This is a genomic window from Amycolatopsis speibonae (assembly GCF_042647925.1).
GTDB classification, from domain to species: domain Bacteria; phylum Actinomycetota; class Actinomycetes; order Mycobacteriales; family Pseudonocardiaceae; genus Amycolatopsis; species Amycolatopsis speibonae.
Genome location: NZ_JBHRWK010000009.1, coordinates 241,462 through 258,103 on the forward strand (window position 1 = coordinate 241,462; position 16,642 = coordinate 258,103).

At 66.7% G+C, this 16,642-nt stretch carries 17 protein-coding genes and 1 rRNA gene; 5 read left to right on the forward strand and 13 right to left on the reverse strand.

Translation table 11 applies throughout. From position 1 onward, the window contains the following. The first annotated feature begins 138 nt into the window (after positions 1-138). Complete coding sequence (locus ACFOSH_RS05355; RefSeq protein ID WP_378237559.1) at positions 139-1,050, forward strand: hypothetical protein; 912 nt, start codon at positions 139-141, stop codon at positions 1,048-1,050. 5 nt (positions 1,051-1,055) lie between these two features. Here the strand turns inward: ACFOSH_RS05355 and ACFOSH_RS05360 are convergent, their stop codons facing one another. The 6 genes from ACFOSH_RS05360 to ACFOSH_RS05385 form a co-directional block, all read right to left on the reverse strand. Further along, positions 1,056-1,235: a hypothetical protein gene (locus ACFOSH_RS05360; RefSeq protein ID WP_378237534.1), complete on the reverse strand. Its 180-nt coding sequence runs from the start codon at positions 1,233-1,235 to the stop codon at positions 1,056-1,058. Next, positions 1,232-2,101 carry a class I SAM-dependent methyltransferase gene (locus ACFOSH_RS05365; RefSeq protein ID WP_378237535.1) on the reverse strand — a complete coding sequence of 290 codons (870 nt, stop codon included), beginning with the start codon at positions 2,099-2,101 and terminating at the stop codon, positions 1,232-1,234. The genes ACFOSH_RS05360 and ACFOSH_RS05365 overlap by 4 nt, the downstream gene beginning before the upstream one ends. 101 nt (positions 2,102-2,202) lie before the next feature. Beyond that, on the reverse strand, positions 2,203-2,460 hold the full coding sequence (locus tag ACFOSH_RS05370) for a hypothetical protein (protein ID WP_378237536.1): 258 nt from the start codon (positions 2,458-2,460) through the stop codon (positions 2,203-2,205). After that, a complete protein-coding gene (locus ACFOSH_RS05375; RefSeq protein ID WP_378237537.1) occupies positions 2,457-2,840 on the reverse strand; it encodes a WhiB family transcriptional regulator in 384 nt (127 codons plus the stop codon). The genes ACFOSH_RS05370 and ACFOSH_RS05375 overlap by 4 nt, the downstream gene beginning before the upstream one ends. A gap of 167 nt (positions 2,841-3,007) precedes the next feature. Beyond that, entirely contained in the window at positions 3,008-3,274 is a 267-nt protein-coding gene (locus ACFOSH_RS05380) for a hypothetical protein (RefSeq protein WP_378237539.1), read from the reverse strand. A gap of 217 nt (positions 3,275-3,491) precedes the next feature. Further along, complete coding sequence (locus ACFOSH_RS05385) at positions 3,492-5,579, reverse strand: ATP-dependent DNA helicase UvrD2 (RefSeq protein ID WP_378237540.1); 2,088 nt, start codon at positions 5,577-5,579, stop codon at positions 3,492-3,494. 63 nt (positions 5,580-5,642) lie between these two features. Here ACFOSH_RS05385 and ACFOSH_RS05390 point away from each other — a divergent pair, with 63 nt between their 5' ends. Then, the gene (locus ACFOSH_RS05390; RefSeq protein ID WP_378237541.1) at positions 5,643-6,371 is read left to right on the forward strand and encodes a DUF4191 domain-containing protein; all 729 of its coding nucleotides are present in this window, start codon (positions 5,643-5,645) and stop codon (positions 6,369-6,371) included. Between the two features lie 105 nt (positions 6,372-6,476). Beyond that, entirely contained in the window at positions 6,477-7,430 is a 954-nt protein-coding gene (locus tag ACFOSH_RS05395; RefSeq protein ID WP_378237542.1) for a hypothetical protein, read from the forward strand. A gap of 52 nt (positions 7,431-7,482) precedes the next feature. On the opposite strand, the gene ACFOSH_RS05400 is transcribed toward ACFOSH_RS05395, so the two are convergent. Continuing rightward, the gene (locus tag ACFOSH_RS05400; RefSeq protein ID WP_378237543.1) at positions 7,483-7,968 is read right to left on the reverse strand and encodes an RDD family protein; all 486 of its coding nucleotides are present in this window, start codon (positions 7,966-7,968) and stop codon (positions 7,483-7,485) included. A gap of 172 nt (positions 7,969-8,140) precedes the next feature. Here ACFOSH_RS05400 and glnA point away from each other — a divergent pair, with 172 nt between their 5' ends. Then, positions 8,141-9,565, forward strand: coding sequence for a type I glutamate--ammonia ligase (gene glnA / locus ACFOSH_RS05405; RefSeq protein WP_364216541.1), 1,425 nt, complete (start codon positions 8,141-8,143; stop codon positions 9,563-9,565). Between the two features lie 84 nt (positions 9,566-9,649). Here glnA and ACFOSH_RS05410 read toward each other — a convergent pair whose 3' ends face one another. From ACFOSH_RS05410 to ACFOSH_RS05430, 5 genes are all read right to left on the reverse strand, one after another. Next, a complete protein-coding gene (locus ACFOSH_RS05410) occupies positions 9,650-10,084 on the reverse strand; it encodes an acyl-CoA thioesterase (protein WP_020633826.1) in 435 nt (144 codons plus the stop codon). Between the two features lie 122 nt (positions 10,085-10,206). Then, on the reverse strand, positions 10,207-13,179 hold the full coding sequence (locus ACFOSH_RS05415) for a bifunctional [glutamine synthetase] adenylyltransferase/[glutamine synthetase]-adenylyl-L-tyrosine phosphorylase (RefSeq protein WP_378237544.1): 2,973 nt from the start codon (positions 13,177-13,179) through the stop codon (positions 10,207-10,209). Between the two features lie 108 nt (positions 13,180-13,287). After that, positions 13,288-14,418 carry an inorganic phosphate transporter gene (locus ACFOSH_RS05420; RefSeq protein WP_378237545.1) on the reverse strand — a complete coding sequence of 377 codons (1,131 nt, stop codon included), beginning with the start codon at positions 14,416-14,418 and terminating at the stop codon, positions 13,288-13,290. A gap of 93 nt (positions 14,419-14,511) precedes the next feature. Continuing rightward, positions 14,512-15,267, reverse strand: a complete 756-nt coding sequence (locus ACFOSH_RS05425) for a type 1 glutamine amidotransferase (protein WP_378237546.1) — start codon at positions 15,265-15,267, stop codon at positions 14,512-14,514. Between the two features lie 83 nt (positions 15,268-15,350). Next, on the reverse strand, positions 15,351-15,803 hold the full coding sequence (locus ACFOSH_RS05430; protein ID WP_378237548.1) for a rhodanese-like domain-containing protein: 453 nt from the start codon (positions 15,801-15,803) through the stop codon (positions 15,351-15,353). Between the two features lie 107 nt (positions 15,804-15,910). Between ACFOSH_RS05430 and ACFOSH_RS05435 the strand changes: the two genes are divergently transcribed. After that, entirely contained in the window at positions 15,911-16,357 is a 447-nt protein-coding gene (locus ACFOSH_RS05435; protein ID WP_378237549.1) for an Lrp/AsnC family transcriptional regulator, read from the forward strand. A 184-nt stretch (positions 16,358-16,541) separates the two neighbouring features. Here the strand turns inward: ACFOSH_RS05435 and rrf are convergent. Further along, positions 16,542-16,642: ribosomal RNA gene (gene rrf / locus ACFOSH_RS05440) — 5S ribosomal RNA — on the reverse strand; the annotation flags it as partial.

The following is a 16,642-nucleotide window of genomic DNA, read 5'->3' on the forward strand; positions in this document are numbered from 1 at the left end:
TTATCCACAGGGAACGGTGCGGCTGAGCCGAAATCGGGGTCGTTCGGGCGAGTTGTCCACAACTTCGCGGAAGCGGTTCCACCCGGACGGCCCAACGGCCATCCTCGATTCATGGCCACCACACGAAGCGCCCGCCTCATGGCGCTCAGTAACACCAGCGAGTCCGGGATCATCACCAGCCGCGAGCTGCGCAAGGCGGGCGTCACCGCGAGTTACGCCGCGAAGCTCTGCGGCCCGGGCGGTCCTTGGCGAAGGCTGATGCCGGGTGTGATCCTGTTGCGCGACGCCGCGCCCACCCGGCTTCAGCTCCTGCAGGCCGCTGTCGCGCGGTTCGGGCCGGAGGTGGCGGTGACGGGTGCCGACGCGCTTCGAGCGCGGGGTGTCGACTGCCCGGTGACACGGGAGGTCCATCTCCTCGTCCCCGACTATCGACGCGTTCCGGCGGAGCCCGGCATGCTGCCCCGAAGAACCACCCGGATGCCGCCGCCGACCTTGATCGACGGCGTCCCGTTCGCCCCCGCGGCCCGGGCGGCGCTCGATCTGGCCAGGCTGGAGCTCGATCCCGCGCGGATCGACGAGCTGGTCTCGCTACCGCTGTACTGGGGTCTGTGCACACTCCAAGAGCTCGGCGACGAGCTCGATTCCGGTAACCGGCGAGGCTCGGCCGCGGTTCGTGCGGCTCTGCGACGCGTCGATCCCGAAGAGACCTACGCTCATGGGCTGGCGAAGAAGGTCCTCAGCGGCTGCCCGCTGCCCTCGCCGTCGTGGAACACGACGATCTGCGATCGCCGAGGGCGTCCCATCGGTGCTGCTGACGCCTGGTGGGACGACATCGGCCTGGCATGGCAATTCCGTGCCCCGAAACAGGGCGCCGCGGATTTTCACCCGTTGGCGCTGACCGCGACCGGCACGGTACTGGTCCGCTGCACCATCGACCAGCTGAAGAAGGTCCCGCTGGAGGTCGCGGCCGAACTGGTCAGGGCGTTCGCCGAAGCGGCACGGACGCCGCGGCCGAAAGTCCTCACGCTCGGCCGGATCGACGCCGCCTGAGGCGCTCACCAGTACTCGTCCGGCAGCTTTCCCTCGATGTCGCGGGTGTGGCGGCGTGCGCAGACAGGGCACATCCAGCGCACGACGTTCTTCTCGCGAGTGGAAACCCAGGCGAGCGTCTGCGCGGGCTCCTCGTCGGCGCCGCGGATCCGTCCGCACAACGAACAGCCGATGGGTTCGCTCACGACCGACGTCCACAATGGATCGTCTTCGCCCCCTGGAGGAACAGATCCTGGCGTGCGCCGAGGAAGGCCTGGTTCGCCGGATTCACCAAGGCGGCCACGGTCTCCTGGTCAGTGCTGCCCAGGAGGTCGCCGGCCGCCTCTGCCAGCCAGGTCACTCGCTCGATGACGAACTCGCGCAACAGTTCCGGCCCGGGCGCCGGGTGGTGGATAAGCGCCCCGAAGGAGTCGACGTCGGACAGGCCTGCCCGCTGGAGCGCGATGTTCCAGCCGTAGGGCATGGAGACGGAGCCGGGGATACCCGCCCGCATCTCGGCGAACCACTCGCCTCGGGCGGCGAGCAGTCTCTCTTCGAGCCCGGGGCGGCCGATGCCGAGGTCCCAGGGGAGGCAGTTGAAGTCCAGGCCGCCCTCGGAAATGGCGACCAGCCCGCCGGGGCGGGCGAGCCGGGCGAGGGTGTCGATCGCCGCCTGCTGATCGGGCAGGTGGTGAACCACGCGTGACGCCCAGACCAGGTCGGCGGGCGGGAGTTTGGCGGGCAACCCGTCGTCGGCCACGTCGGCGTGGACCGTCTCGACGGCGGCCTTGTCCCCCGCGGCCGCGGTGACGACCCGGTGCGCTTCGGCCAGCAGGTGCTCGGTCGCGTCGACCAGCACGATCCTGGCGCCGGCGGAGGCGAGCTCCTCCGCGAAGAGGACGCTCATCCCGCCCGCACCGCAGCCGACGTCGAGAATGGTCGGCCTGTCCGGCAGGCCGTCCAGCAGCCGGCGGGCCACGACCCGCATCGGCTCGGCGTCGAGGGCTTCGGCCAGGCGAAGCGATCGAAGCCGATCGGCCCAGTCGATGTCGTCGTGCGTGTGTACGGCCATTCCCCCAGTGAACACCACGCCGAGCCACGTCACGCCCAAAAGGGAGCGGGGGACCTTTGCTATCGCGCGGCGATAGCAAAGGTCCCCCGCTCCCCGAGTGGTCAGTCCTGAAAGCGCTCGGCTCGCCGGGTCGCCCAGCGGGCGACCTTGGTCCACCTGCGTGCGGCGCGTGGGCCGCTCCGAGCCCGCTGTGCGCGGACTCCCTCCTCGAGGTCTCGTATTCGGGCCCTGGACAGTTCTTCATAAAGCAACATTTCGCTGGTCTCCTCGACCTTGATCTCGTTCAATTTGGTCGGCGCGAGAGTTCGGTGACCCGCACGCGCCTCGTAATCCCTGGTGGTGATGAGTTCGACGGTCATGCCGCAGCGCTCCGCTCGACCTTGCGCACGATGGGACGCGCCTCGGCGACGGGCTCGACGACCGGGTTCTTCCGGGGGCGGCCGCGGGGCCGCTTCCGCGCGACGACAACGCCACGCTCGAAGATTTCGCCACCCCAGACACCCCACGGCTCACGCCGCGAAAGGGCACCCGCGAGGCAGGCGGAACGGACCGGGCAGTCCGCGCAGAACGCCTTCGCGCGCTCGAGCTCTGCCGGAGACTCGGCGAACCAAAGGTCCGCGTCGCCCGAACGGCAGGGAAGCATCGACTCAGGCGAGTCGATGGCGTCGAGCAGGTCGATGACGCCGGCGTCGGCGAAAGGCAGGGCCTCCCCCGGCGCGAAAGCTATGGCCGATGACATAAGTGCACTCCTCTGTCCCGTGACGGATTTCGTACTGACGGTGGAACTGGACAACGCTGAACCCCAATTAGGTTGTGCAGCCAACTTGTTTGTGCAGCAAAAACACGAAGGCCGCGGATCCGGTAACCCGGTTCCGCGGCCTTCGTGAGCCTCTGGTCCTGACTAGGTCAGGAACTTCGCTCCCGTATGGACAACGGAACACGGAACTGCTTGATGACCGGCAGATCGACGCCACCATTCACGTACGCCCCACCGAAGGCGGCGGCGTGCGTGAAGGTCTCGTCGGCGGCGATCCGGCTCAGGTCGAGACGCCGGGTGCCGCGGGCGGCGAGGATGCTCACGGGCATGAAGGTGCCCTGGCGCTGAGCCTGCGGGACTTCCGCGACGCAGGACAGACGGGTGCCAGGTTTCGTGAGCATCTTGTTGATCGTCATTTCACCGGCACCACCTTTCTCTGTCGCGCGCGAGCCGCCCTGCGGTCTACGCTGTGTTGTAGAATTTCTTCCCCAGACCGAGCGGCTTCCCGCCCGGTACCTGCAGGTTATTGCCCCCGGCCGCGCCGGGGCAACTTATTTTCCAGAAAATCCGCCGAAGCGGCGAAGATCGGCTCTGAGCAGCGGGTTCGCCGCGTGGATCAAGCCCGGAACGCGGTCAAGACTCCACCGAGGCCCGCACGACGTTCAGAACCTCCGCGCCGAAGCGTTCGAGCTTCGTCGCACCGATCCCGGAGATGGCACACAACGCTGTGTCATCAGTCGGCCGCTGTTCGGCGATGGCGACCAGGGTCGCGTCCGTGAAGACGACGAAGGCCGGCACCTTGAGCTCGCGGGAACGTTCCCCTCGCCAGGACCTCAGCTTTTCGAGCAGCTGCTCATCCACATTGGACGGGCAACGGGAGCAGCGTCCCAACTTGATGTCCAGGGTCTCCAGCAGCGGGCCGCCGCACACCCGGCATCGTGCCTTGTTGGCGGACTGCTTCGGTTGCTGCGCTCGGGCAACCCTCGCGGCCGGATGGTCTTCGGGGATCAGGCCGTAGAGGAATCGGCTGCGTCGCCGATTGCGGCGATTTCCCGATGTCCTGGCCAAGGCCCACGACAGCGAGAGGTGCTCTCGCGCTCGAGTGACTCCGACATAGAAGAGACGGCGCTCTTCTTCGATGGCCGCGTCATCACCGTCAGCGTGGAGGATCGGCATGGTCCCCTCGGCAAGCCCCACGAGGAACACGGCGTCCCATTCGAGGCCCTTCGCCGCGTGCAGCGAGGCCAGCGTGATGCCCTCGACCGTCGGCGGATGTTGCGCGTTCGCCCGCTGTTCGAGCTCCGCCACGAAACGAGGCAGATCCGCGTCCTCGATGGTGGAAGCCAGCTCCTCCGCCAACTCGACGATCGACAGAAGCGCGTCCCATCGCTCTTTCGCCGCACCTCCGGCCGGAGGCTGATCGGTGAGCCCGACCTTCGCCAGCACGGAGCGAACCCGAGTCACAAGCTCACCGGTGTCGGCGTCGGTCGACGCCATCCGCAGAGCGGACATCGCCTGCCGGACCTCAGCCCTGGCGAAGAACCGCTCGCCGCCGCGGACCAAGTACGGGATGCCCAGCTCCGCCAGCGCCTGCTCATAGGCTTCCGACTGGGCGTTGACGCGGTAGAGCACCGCGATCTCGCTGGCCGCAACTCCTCCGTCGAGCAGATCACGGATCCTGCGTGCGACGGCCGCGGCCTCGGCGGTCTCGTCGTCGTACTCGGCGAAACGCGGGACCGGCCCTGGCGGACGCTGGCCGACGAGTTTCAGCCTCGACCCCGCAGGACGGCCACGGGCGGCACCGATCACCTGGTTGGCGAGGGCCACGACCTCCGGAGTGGACCGGTAGTCCCGCTCGAGCCTCACGACCGTCGCCTCGGGGAACCTCCGCGTGAACTCCAGAAGCGGCCGGGGAGAAGCTCCACCGAACGAATAGATGGTCTGGTTGGCGTCGCCGACTACGGTCAAGTCGTCGCGGCCGCCGAGCCACGCGTCGAGCAGCCGCTGCTGCAGCGGGGTGACGTCCTGGTACTCGTCGACGACGAAGCAGCGGTAGCGCTCGCGGAACTCTTGGGCCACGACCGTGTGCTCCTCGAGAACGGCTGTGGTGTGCAGGAGCAGGTCGTCGAAATCGAGGACCTGCGCGGCGTTCTTGACCTTCTCGTAGTTGCGGTAGACCTCCGCGACCTGCGACGAGGGCGCGGGCGTGTCCCGCTGTGTGCGCGCGGCGACTGCCGGGTAGTCGTCCGGCGATACCAAAGAGGCCTTGCTCCACTCGATCTCGCTCGCGAGGTCGCGCAGGAGTTCAGTCTCGGCGCTGAGACCGGCCTTGTTCGCGGCTTGGCTGATGTAGCGGAACTTGTTCTCGAGCAGCTCCCAAGGCCGGTCACCGACGACCTGGGGCCAGAAGTACCGAAGCTGGCGGCGAGCGGCGGCGTGGAAGGTGAGCGCCTGGGCGGCGTCGACACCCAGCCCTCGAAGGCGCGCGCGCATCTCGCCCGCCGCACGGGTCGTGAAGGTGACAGCGAGGACCTGACCAGCGGCGACATGTCCGGAACGGACCAGGTGGGCGATGCGATGCGTGATCGTCCGCGTCTTGCCGGTCCCAGCTCCCGCGAGGACACAGACCGGCCCCCTCGGCGCGCAGGCGGCGGCTCGTTGCTCGGGATCGAGCCCATCGAGCAGGCCTGGACGACTCTTCGGGGACGATGCGCTAACCACGCCCCGATCCTCGCAGAGGGCCCGACGGGATCGGCGCAGGGCACGCGGCCGTATCCTGGACACATGGCGGGAAAGCAGGACAAGGAAGCAGCGAAGCTGGCCAAGAAGGAGAAGCGTGCCGCGAGCAAGGCTCGCCGCGGGCAGATCTTCGAGGCCTTCAAGATGCAGCGCAAGGAAGACAAGGCGCTCATCCCCTGGATGGCCGGATCGCTCCTGGTCATCACCGGTGTCGTGTTCGGCATCGGGTTCATCTTCGACGTCCACTGGGTCTTGCTGCCGCTGGGCATTCTGCTCGGCGCGCTCGCCGCTGTGATCATCTTCGGCAGGCGGGTCCAGAAGACCGTGTACTCGAAGGCCGACGGACAGCCGGGCGCTGCGGCCTGGGCACTCGAGAACATGCGGGGCCGCTGGAAGGTGACGCCGACCGTGGCGGCCACGACCCAGCTCGACGCCGTGCACCGGGTGCTCGGTGGCCCGGGTGTCGTGCTCGTCGCCGAGGGCGCGCCGCACCGCGTGAAGACCCTGCTCGCGCAGGAGAAGAAGCGTGTGTCCCGCCTGATCGGTGAGACCCCGATCTACAACGTCATCATCGGGAACGAAGAGCAGCAGGTGCCGCTGAAGAAGCTTCAGGGCTATCTCATGAAGCTCCCGCGTAACCTCAAGCCCGCCCAGGTCGACGCGCTGGAAGCGAAGCTGGCCGCGCTCGGCAGCCGCGGCGCCGCGATGCCCAAGGGCCCGATGCCCGCCGGCGCGAAGATGCGCAACGTCCAGCGCACCATCCGCCGCCGCTGACCGAACGAGAATCAGGGGTCCTTTGCTACCGCCGCGTGCGGTAGCAAAGGACCCCTGATCCGTCTCCGGAGAAAAACTGTCGGTGGGTGGTCGCATGATCACTGTGTGGACGGAACCTCAGGCGCCTGGCAGACGGCGCTGGCAGCGATGTTCCCGGACGGCGTGGCCGCCCGGGCGAAACTTGTCGCCCTGGGGCACTCCCATTCCTGGATCTCTCGCCGTTGCCGCGAAGGCGGCCCGTGGCGCCGTCCGATTCCCGGCGTCATCCTCCTGACCAACGCCACGCCGTCCAGGCGTCAGCTGATGAAAGTCGCACTGACCCACGCCGGTCCCGAGGCGATGCTCACCGGAGTCCAGGCAGCCAAGTTGCACGGGGTCCGAAGACTTCCGCCGGAAGGACGGGCCCACACCTTGATCCCGCACCGGAGCAAGGTCGCCACCTGGGGATTCGCCGTTGTCGAACGCACGATCCACCTGCCGGAACCAGTAGAGATCGACGGACTGCCGGTAGCTCCGCTCGCCCGGGCCCTGATCGACGCGGCCAGGCGAATGGACGAACTCCAGTCCGTGCGGGCGATGATCCACGACGCGGTCCATCGAGGGCTCTGCACTCCAGAGGAACTTCGAGATGAGCTGGCGCAGGCCAGCACGATCGGTTCCGCACTACCCCGGATCGTCGTCGGAGCCCTCCAAGACGGTGTCGACTCCGCGGTCGACCAGTGGCTGGAGACCGTGCTCGAGCGCAGCGGCTTGCCCAGGCCGATACGGAGGGCCGAGCTACGGACTTCCGACGGAGAGACCGTCGGTATCGCCGAGGTCTGGTGGCCGAAAGTCGGCGTCGCCATGCAAATCCGCTACGACGAAGTCGCACTAGAACCGGGCAAGGTGCCTGAGGTGCCCGCACTGGTCGCCGCCGGCCTCATAGTCGTCCAGGTAAGTCCGGCACGGCTACGAGACGAGCCGCTGGTAGTGATCCAGGAACTGCGAGCGGCTCATCGCCGCGCCCGGCAACGACCGCCTCCGGAACTCGGCAGCGCTCCTGCAGCACCGGCCGCCTGACCACGGCCGCTGCTCTCGGCGGAAGCAAAGGTCCCTTGCTCCCCCTCCGAGGTCATCGCATACGGATCACGACTGTTCCGGTCAGCCGGTCGAGCCAGCTTCGGCCGTCGATGTTGCGGATCGCGGCCGGAATGATCACGGAGGTCAGCGCCGTCCGCACGACGGCACGCCACACTCCGACCATTTGCGCGCCGTCGAACCTGGCCACGCGGACACCGACCACTGCCATACCGGGAGTGAAGCCGAAGAAGGCCGCAGGAATGACCGTGATCACCGCCCAGACACCGACCGACCAGAGGTTGAACTTCTGCATGACGGCGGGATCCTGAAGGCTGGGCGTCACGAGGAGAGTGGTGACCAGCGAGGCGAGGACCAGGTCGATGATCAGCCCGAGGAGACGGGCCCCACCGCCCGCCACCGAGCCGACACCCGTTTGGGGCAAGCCGAGTCGCTCGCCACGCCACCGCTGCGTACCCTCGCCACCGGCCGTCGTTCCGTCCCCGGCTCCGGGTAGCCATTCTCCGGTCCATCTCGCCACCCATCCAGGGTATGCCGGTGGCGCAGGACACATTCGCCCTGGTCGACTACCCGATATCGCCGCCCCGTTAACACCGGCGAAACATACGGGTGACGGTCGGGCAACACCACGCTCTTAGCGTGAGCCGAAGAGAGTACTGCCGCCGGCAACGAACGAGAAGGAGTCACCGAGGGTGCCCACTACTCCAGACGACATTCAGCGCCTTATCGCCGACGAGAACGTAGAGGTCGTCGACGTCAGGTTCTGCGACCTGCCCGGCGTTATGCAGCACTTCACCGTTCCGGCGAAGGCGTTCAACGAAGAAGCCTACGAAGAAGGCCTGGCCTTCGACGGCTCCTCGGTGCGTGGTTTCCAGTCGATCCACGAATCCGACATGCTGCTCCTCCCGGACCCCGAGACTGCGCGCATCGACCCGTTCCGCAAGGCGAAGACGCTCTCGCTGAACTTCTTCGTGCACGACCCGTTCACCCGTGAGGCGTACAGCCGCGACCCGCGCAACATCGCGCGCAAGGCCGAGCAGTACATCTCCGAGTACGGCGTCGCGGACAACGTGTTCTTCGGCCCCGAAGCCGAGTTCTACATCTTCGACTCGATCCGGTTCGACTCCGCGGAGCACGCCTCGTTCCACGAGATCGACTCCGTCGAGGGCTGGTGGAACACCGGTGCCGACGTGCCGGGTGGCAACCAGGGTTACAAGACGAAGTTCAAGGGTGGCTACTTCCCGGTTCCCCCCGTCGACCACTTCGCCGACCTGCGCGACGAGATCGTCCAGAAACTGCAGGGCTCCGGCTTCGAGATCGAGCGTGCGCACCACGAGGTGGGCACCGCGGGGCAGACCGAGATCAACTACAAGTACAACACGCTGCTGCACGCTGCGGATGATCTACAGCTGTTCAAGTACATCGTGAAGAACACCGTGTTCGCCGCCGGTAAGACCGCGACCTTCATGCCGAAGCCGCTCGCCGGTGACAACGGCTCGGGTATGCACTGCCACCAGTCGCTGTGGAAGGACGGCACGCCGCTGTTCCACGACGAGTCGGGTTACGCGGGCTTGTCCGACACCGCCCGGCACTACATCGGCGGTCTGCTCAAGCACGCGCCGAGCCTGCTGGCCTTCACCAACCCGACCGTGAACTCGTACCACCGGCTCGTGCCGGGCTTCGAGGCCCCGGTCAGCCTGGTGTACTCGCAGCGGAACCGGTCGGCTTGTGTCCGTATCCCCATCACGGGCAACAACCCGAAGGCCAAGCGTGCCGAGTTCCGGTGCCCGGACTCGTCCGGCAACCCGTACCTGGCGTTCTCGGCGATGATGATGGCGGGCCTCGACGGCATCAAGAACAAGATCGAGCCGCCGGAGCCCATCGACAAGGACCTCTACGAGCTCCCGCCGGAGGAGGCCCAGAACGTCAAGCTCGTTCCTGGCGACCTCGGCGCGGTTCTGGACACGCTGGAGGCCGACCACGACTACCTGCTCGAAGGTGGCGTGTTCACCCCCGACGTGATCGACACGTGGATCTCCTACAAGCGTGAGAACGAGATCGACCCGCTGCGGCTGCGCCCGCACCCGTACGAGTTCTCGCTGTACTACGACGTGTGATCGTGCGGTAGGAACGCCAAGAGCACGCCGGTGGTGAGGTGCGGAATCGCCCTCACCACCGGCGTTTCTTTGTCGGTGGGGCCTCTACTCCGAAGTGGAGAGAACCTTCAGGTCGACACCCGCCCGCTCGATGCGGCCGCGCGGGTCATCCACCAGCTTGCGTCGCTCGAGATCCATCAGCCCCAGGGTGCAGGTGATCTCCGCGGAGAGGGTGCCGTCGACTTTGTAGATGTTCGAGTCCATGTGGAACGTCTTCCCGGTACCGAACTTGGCGTCGCAGGTCACGTCGACGACGTCACCGGCCCGGAGCTCGCGACGGAACACGATGTGGGACTCAAGCAGGACAAAGGCGAGATTCGCGTCTCGCATACCCGAGTTGAGGCCACCGGCGAGCTCCATCAGCTCGAGTCTGGAGACCTCGCCGTACGAGTGGTAGACGGCGTGGTTGAGATGGCCGAGAGTGTCCAGCTCGTAGTGGCGCACCTTGATCCGGGTGCGAAATGGCTCGCGCACAGTCACCGGTTCACTGTAAGCGCCGCCTCCCGTCCTCGACGCCGAGTGTGAGCAAGGGACCTTTGCTATCGCCCGCCTCCGGCAAGCGATAGCAAAGGTCCCTTGCTCACTTCCCGCAGGTCAGAGGGTCAGCCCTGGTAGAAGAGGGTCTCCACGACCGCGTGAGCGCGTCGCGTCGTCCGCCTGTAGGCATCAAGGAACTCACCTGGATCGTCATCGGCCGAGTAGCCGAGCACCCGGGCGACCGCGGCGAGATCTCGCCCGGAGCTGGGGATCTCGTCGACAGCCTTACCTCTGACCAGCATCCCGGCGTTCCGGACACGCGTCGCCAGCAGCCAGGCCTCGGTCAGGGATTCGATCTCGGCGGGCTCGGCGAGCCCCGCTTCCACCGCGGCCTTCAAGGCCTCGATCGTCGAGGTGGTCCGGAGCCCCGCGACTTCATGGCCGTGGCGCAGTTGCATGAGCTGCACGGTCCACTCCACGTCGGCGAGCCCGCCCCGCCCGAGCTTCGTGTGCCGGGTCGGGTCGGCGCCCTTCGGCATCCGCTCCGTCTCCACGCGCGCCTTGATCCGCCTGATCTCCCGCACCCGAACCGCGTCAAGGCCTGCTTGCGGGTAGCGAATGGGGTCGATCATCTCGATGAACCGTGCTCCGAGGTCGTCATCACCGGCGATGAACCGGGCCCGGAGCAGCGCCTGCGATTCCCAGACCTCTGCCCACCGCCCGTAGTAGCTGCGGTAGGACTCGAGGGTCCGCACCAGCGGGCCGCTTCGCCCCTCCGGACGAAGATCGGCGTCGACGACCAACGCCGGATCGGGGCTGGGCGCACCGAGAATCTTGCGCACTGTCTCGGCAACAGAGGAAGCGAACTTCGCTGCTTCGGAGTCCGACACGCCTTCGGCCGGCTCGCAGACGAAAAGAACGTCCGCATCGGACCCATAGCCGAGTTCGGCTCCGCCCAGGCGTCCCATGCCGATGACAGCGATCCTCGCCGGCGTCTGCCCGAGCTCCGCCTGACGCTGGCGGAAAGCAGCGGCCAAGGCACCCTGCAACACGGCGGCCCACACGCTCGACAACGCCTCGCAGACCGCTGGGACGTCAAGCAAACCCAGTAAGTCCGCTGACGCGATCCGCAGCATCTCGTGCCGACGGAGCGATCTCGCGGCCGCGACCGCCGCGTTCAAACCCGGCTGACGCCGCACCGTGGCTCGCAGTGAACCGGCCACTTCTGCCGGAGTGCGACCGGCCAAGCGCGCGGGATCGCCGAGCAACTGCAGGACTTCCGGCGCTCTCGCCAACAGATCGGGCACCAGCCGCGACGTGCCCAGCAGGAAGGCGAGCCGCTCGACAACAGCACCCTCGTCTCGGAGAACCCTGAGGTACCAAGGTGTTTGCTCGAGGGCCTCCGAGACCTTCCGGTAGGACAGAAGTCCACGGTCTGGATCCGGGGTGTCGGCGAGAAGGTCCAGCAAGACCGGCAGCAGAGCCTGCTGGATGGCTGCCCGACGTGACATTCCCGAGGTCAGCGCCTTGATGTGCTGCAGGGCCCCGTCCGGCGCCGCGTAGCCGAGCGCGGCGAGGCGGCTCTCTGCCTGTTTCGTCGTCAGCCGCAGTGCTTCGGTCGGCACGTTCGCGACCGATTGCAGCAGGGGCCGATAGAAGAGCTTCTCGTGAAGACGCCGGATGCTCTGCAGATGGCGGCGGAACTCCGCCAGCAGCGCGTCCCCTTCGCTTTTGCCCCGGGCGGGCCGCACCCCGCTCGCCCTCGCGATCGTTCGCAGCTCGCTGGCGTCGGAGGAGGCTGGGAACAAGTGTGTACGCCGGAGTCGGCGCAGCTGAAGCCGATGCTCGATGGTACGAAGGAACTCGTACGACGATCCGAGCTCCGCGGCGTCCTTTCGGCCGACGTACCCGCCTTCTCCCAGAGCTGCGAGTGCGTCCATCGTGGACGGAGAACGTAGCTCCGCGTCGATCCGACCGTGGACCAGTTGCAGCAACTGCACGGCGAACTCGACGTCGCGAAGGCCACCGCGTCCCAGCTTCAGTTCCCGCTCGGCGTACGCGGACGGCACATGGCCTTCGACGCGCCGTCGCATCTTCTGCACTTCGGGGACGAAGTTCTCCCGGTCGGCCGCTGCCCACACCTTCGGTGCGACCATCTCCGCGTATTGCCGCCCGAGCTCAGCGTCGCCTGCGACCGGCCGCGCTTTGAGCAAGGCCTGGAATTCCCAGGTCTTGGCCCATTTCTGGTAATAAGCAGCGTGTCCGTCGAGGGTCCGGACCAAAGCGCCCGCTTTGCCCTCCGGACGCAACGCCGCATCGACCTCGAAGCAGGCCTTGCCGACCACGCGCATCATCGTGCTGGACAGCCGCGTCGAGACCGAAAGGTCTCCGTCACCGACGAAGATGACGTCCACATCGCTCACATAATTCAGCTCTCGACCACCGCATTTGCCCATCGCGATCACGGCCAGCCGACCTTCGACACCGGCGCCCACTTCGGACTCCGCTACGAGGAGCCCCACCGTCAGCGCGGCCTCTGCCAGCGTGGTGAGCTGAGACCCGATCTCGGCATAGGGCGGCTGACGGAGGCCTGGTTCGACCAGATGACCGAGGTCGGCCGCCGCGATTCCGAGGAGCAGCTCGCGGTACCCGGCGCGAAGTGCCTGCTCGGACTCGAGCCCGGTAAGCAGCTCTCCTCCCTGCCGCAAATGGTCGAGGAGACGGCTCACATACTGATCCGGATCGGTGCCCTTCTCGCCTTGGAGGGTCTTCCAGCTGTCGGTGTGCGCGACAAGGAAGTCCGCGAGCGCACTCGACGTGCCCAAGACGCCGAGCATCCGGCCCCGGAACGTGCGGTTGGTACGAAGTGCCTGGTCGAGCTCATCCCAGGCAGCTTGGTCGACTTCCCTGATTCGATCGAGCCCACTCAACGCGAGGTCGGGGTCCGCCGCACGGGAAAGTGCCGACAACACGTCGGCGGCGGAGCCGTCCGGGCCGGATTCGGTCCACCAACCGGCAGCACGCAGCTGCCCGTCGGCACGGGGGTCGGTGAAGCCGTATCTCGCCACGGAAGCGGTCGGCCTGGCGCGCTCAACCATCGGCTTCCACCGTAGTCGCCCTTCCGCCCGTGACCAGACGGACGCGCAAGGGAGCAAGGGACCTTTGGTATCGCCTCCACACGGCGATACCAAAGGTCCCTTGCTCCGCTAAGCGGCGATCCTGCCGACTTCCTGTTCGGGAACGGTCGGAGTGGGACCGGCGAAGCTGCCGGCATTGACTGGGCTCCGCCGGGAGAGCAGGTAGATCCCGACGCCGACCGCCAGGCCCGTGACGCCGACACCGATGGTGCCCACGGTGCCCGTCGAGGTCACGAGACCGGCCGCGGCACCGACGACGGCAGCTGCCGGAAGCGTGAACAGCCAGGCGATCACCATGCGGCCGGCAGTGCGCCACCGGACCGGTGACTCATTCCTGCCCACGCCGGAACCGACGATGCCGCCGGAGCAGACGTGGGTCGTCGAGAGGGGAAAGCCGAAGTTCGTCGAAGCGAGGATGACCGCCGCCGAGCTGGTCTGTGCGGCGAAGCCCTGCGGACCATCGATGTCTGTCAGGCCCTTACCCAGCGTGTAGGTGATTCGCCAGCCGCCCAGGTACGTGCCCAGTGCCAAAGCCAGCGCCGCGCTGACGATCACCCAGAGCGGCGGCCCGGCCCCGGCGGGCAGGGTTCCGGCGGTGATCATCGTCAGCGTGATGACGCCCATGGTCTTCTGCGCGTCGTTCGTACCGTGGGCAAGCGAAACCAGCGAAGCCGAGATGATCTGTCCAACACGGAAGCCTGCGGTGCGGCCGCGGCGGACGAAGATCCGGTAGACGAAGTACGTCACGATCATCGCGGCGAGGCCCGCCAGCACCGGCGACAGGGCCGCTGGAACCAGCACCTTCTCGACGATCTTTCCGAAATGGACGGAGTCCGTTCCGGCCGACACCCAGGTGGCTCCGATCAGGCCGCCGAACAACGCGTGGGACGAGCTGGACGGAAGTCCGACGAACCAGGTGACCAGGTTCCACACGATCGCCCCGACCAGGCCGCCGAACACGATCGCCGGCCCGATCTTGGTGTCGTCGACCAGTCCATTCGAGATGGTCTTGGCCACTTCGACCGACAGGAAGGCTCCGACCAGGTTCAGGACCGCGGAGATCGTCACCGCGACCTTGGGACGCAGCGCTCCGGTGGCGATCGACGTGGCCATCGAGTTGGCCGTGTCATGGAAACCGTTGGTGAAATCGAAAATTAGGGCCGTGACGACGACGAGCACGACCAACGCTGAGGGCTCCACCCCGACCTCCGAACCCTTCGAAACTCCCTTCGCAAGGTACCTGACAGCCTCACCGGAGTGTTAATAACCCATACACATTTGAGACATAAGTTGTTAAGCCATCGGCAATGTACGTTGACGTTCCGCAGCCGGAGCGAGGTCGCCTGACACCAGTCGGACGAAGCGGTGCGCGAACGGTCGCCAGGTTTCGGTGATATCGGCGTGCACCCGGGCGAGGTTCTCCGGGGTCAGTACCTCCGGCCGGGTGAGTTCCGCCATTTCCGGCGACTGCCGTGCCCAGTCGAGGACCACCTCCGGTGTCGTCTCGATATGGAACTGGACACCGTAGGCACAACGGTCGAATCGGAAAGCCTGATAGGCATACCGCGGCGAGGAAGCGAGAAGCTCGGCGCCCGCGGGCAACCGAGTGATCGCGTCGTTGTGGAACTGCAAGACGTCCTGCATGAGCGGCAGGTCCGCGAAGAGCGGATCGATCCAGGCAGCGTCCTTCTTGGACACGAGCCCTGGGCCGACCTCAGGCCCTTGATCACCTGTGACGACGCTACCGCCCAGTGCCACCGCCAGGAGCTGGCCGCCGAGGCAGATCGCGAGCGTCGGGATACGCGCACTCGCGGCCTTCGAAAGAAGCTTCCGCACATCCGCGAGCCACGGATGAGCGGCGTCGTCGGTGGCGCCCATCCCGCCGCCAAGACATACGACGCCCACGTACCCGTCGAGGTCAGCGGGAAGACTCTGATCGGGCAGCAACCGGATGTCGAGGTCGGCTCCCGCCTCGGTGAGCCAGTCGCCGAGGGGGCCGATCGGATCTGATTCATCTGGCTGGATGACGAGCAGCTTGGGAGCGGTCACCACCCCAGCCTACGACCGCCGGGAGAGCAGGGGACCTTTGCTATCGCTCGGGCGGCGATAGCAAAGGTCCCCTGCTCCGTTGGTCAGCAGGCGCAGCGTGGGGTGGCCGCGGAGGTGAGGGTGGGTGCGAGGAAGTCCCTGTCGACGGGATAGCCGGCTGCTTGCCAGGCGGTGATGCCGCCGGACAGGCGTTTGACCTGGAAGCCGAGTTCCGCGAGTTTCAGGGCCCCTTTGGTCGCGGCGTTGCAGTGGATGCTCTCGCAGTAGCAGACATAGACGAGATCCCGGTCGAGTCCGCTGACCGATTCGGGTGTCATGTCCCGGTACGGGAGATTGATCGCACCGGGGATACGAGCCGACGCGAAAGCCTCGGGTGCCCGGGTCTCGACGATCACGTACCCCTGCTGAGTGCCACAGGTGAGGTCGCGGACCAGGTCGTCGGGATCCACGTCGAGGGCGAGTTCGGCGCGCAGGAGCGCGGCCGCGGTCGTGCTGTCCAGAGCAGGGAACGTCAGTACGCGGGATGCGGTCGTCATGCCTCAATCTTGCTGACCGGTGATCATCCACAACATCGGAGAATCCAGGTCTTGGTGACGGCTAGCCTGGAGATTCCTGGAAGGCATGACGATCGACCTGGAGTTCCGTGGACCTCGATGATCTCGACTGGCAGCTGCTCGAGCTGCTCCAGTCCGACGGCCGGCTGACCTTCTCAGAGCTCGGCCGGCGGGTATCGCTGTCGGCGCCCGCAGTGACCGAGCGGGTTCGGCGGCTCGAGGAGAAGGGGATCATCACTGGGTACTCGGCCGGCGTCGACCTGACGAAGCTCGGACTCCCGATCGAGGCGATGGTCCGGGCGAAGGTGCGGAGTCTCGACACGCCTCGCTTCCGCGAAACGATCCTCGCGCTGCCTCAGGTGCTCGACGCCGATCACGTCACGGGTGACGAGTGCTGGCTGGTGCGGGTCGCCTGTCGGAACACCATGGAGCTGGAAGAGCTCGTAGAGCGGATGCAGCGTTATGGGGAGACGACGACTTCACTGGTCTTCTCGTCGCCTGTCCGACGGCGCGCGGTGGATCGGCGAAGTTGCTGAACGACGCCGCGGGGAGAGCAAGGGACCTTTGCTATCGCCGGAGGCGGGTGGGCATGGGGTCGGCCTGGGTGAGTGGGCCGGCGCTCCCGCTTGCGACGGAAGGTGGGCATGAAAAAAGGGCTCGGGCCCCGGGAGAACTCATGGTTCTCAACCGGGGCTCGAGCCCTCTTCTTCTTTAAATTTAGTCCGGCGGTGTCCTACTCTCCCACAACCCTTCGGTTGCAGTACCATCGGCGCTGTCAGGCTTAGCTTCCGGGTTCGGAATGGGACCGGGCGTTTCCCTGA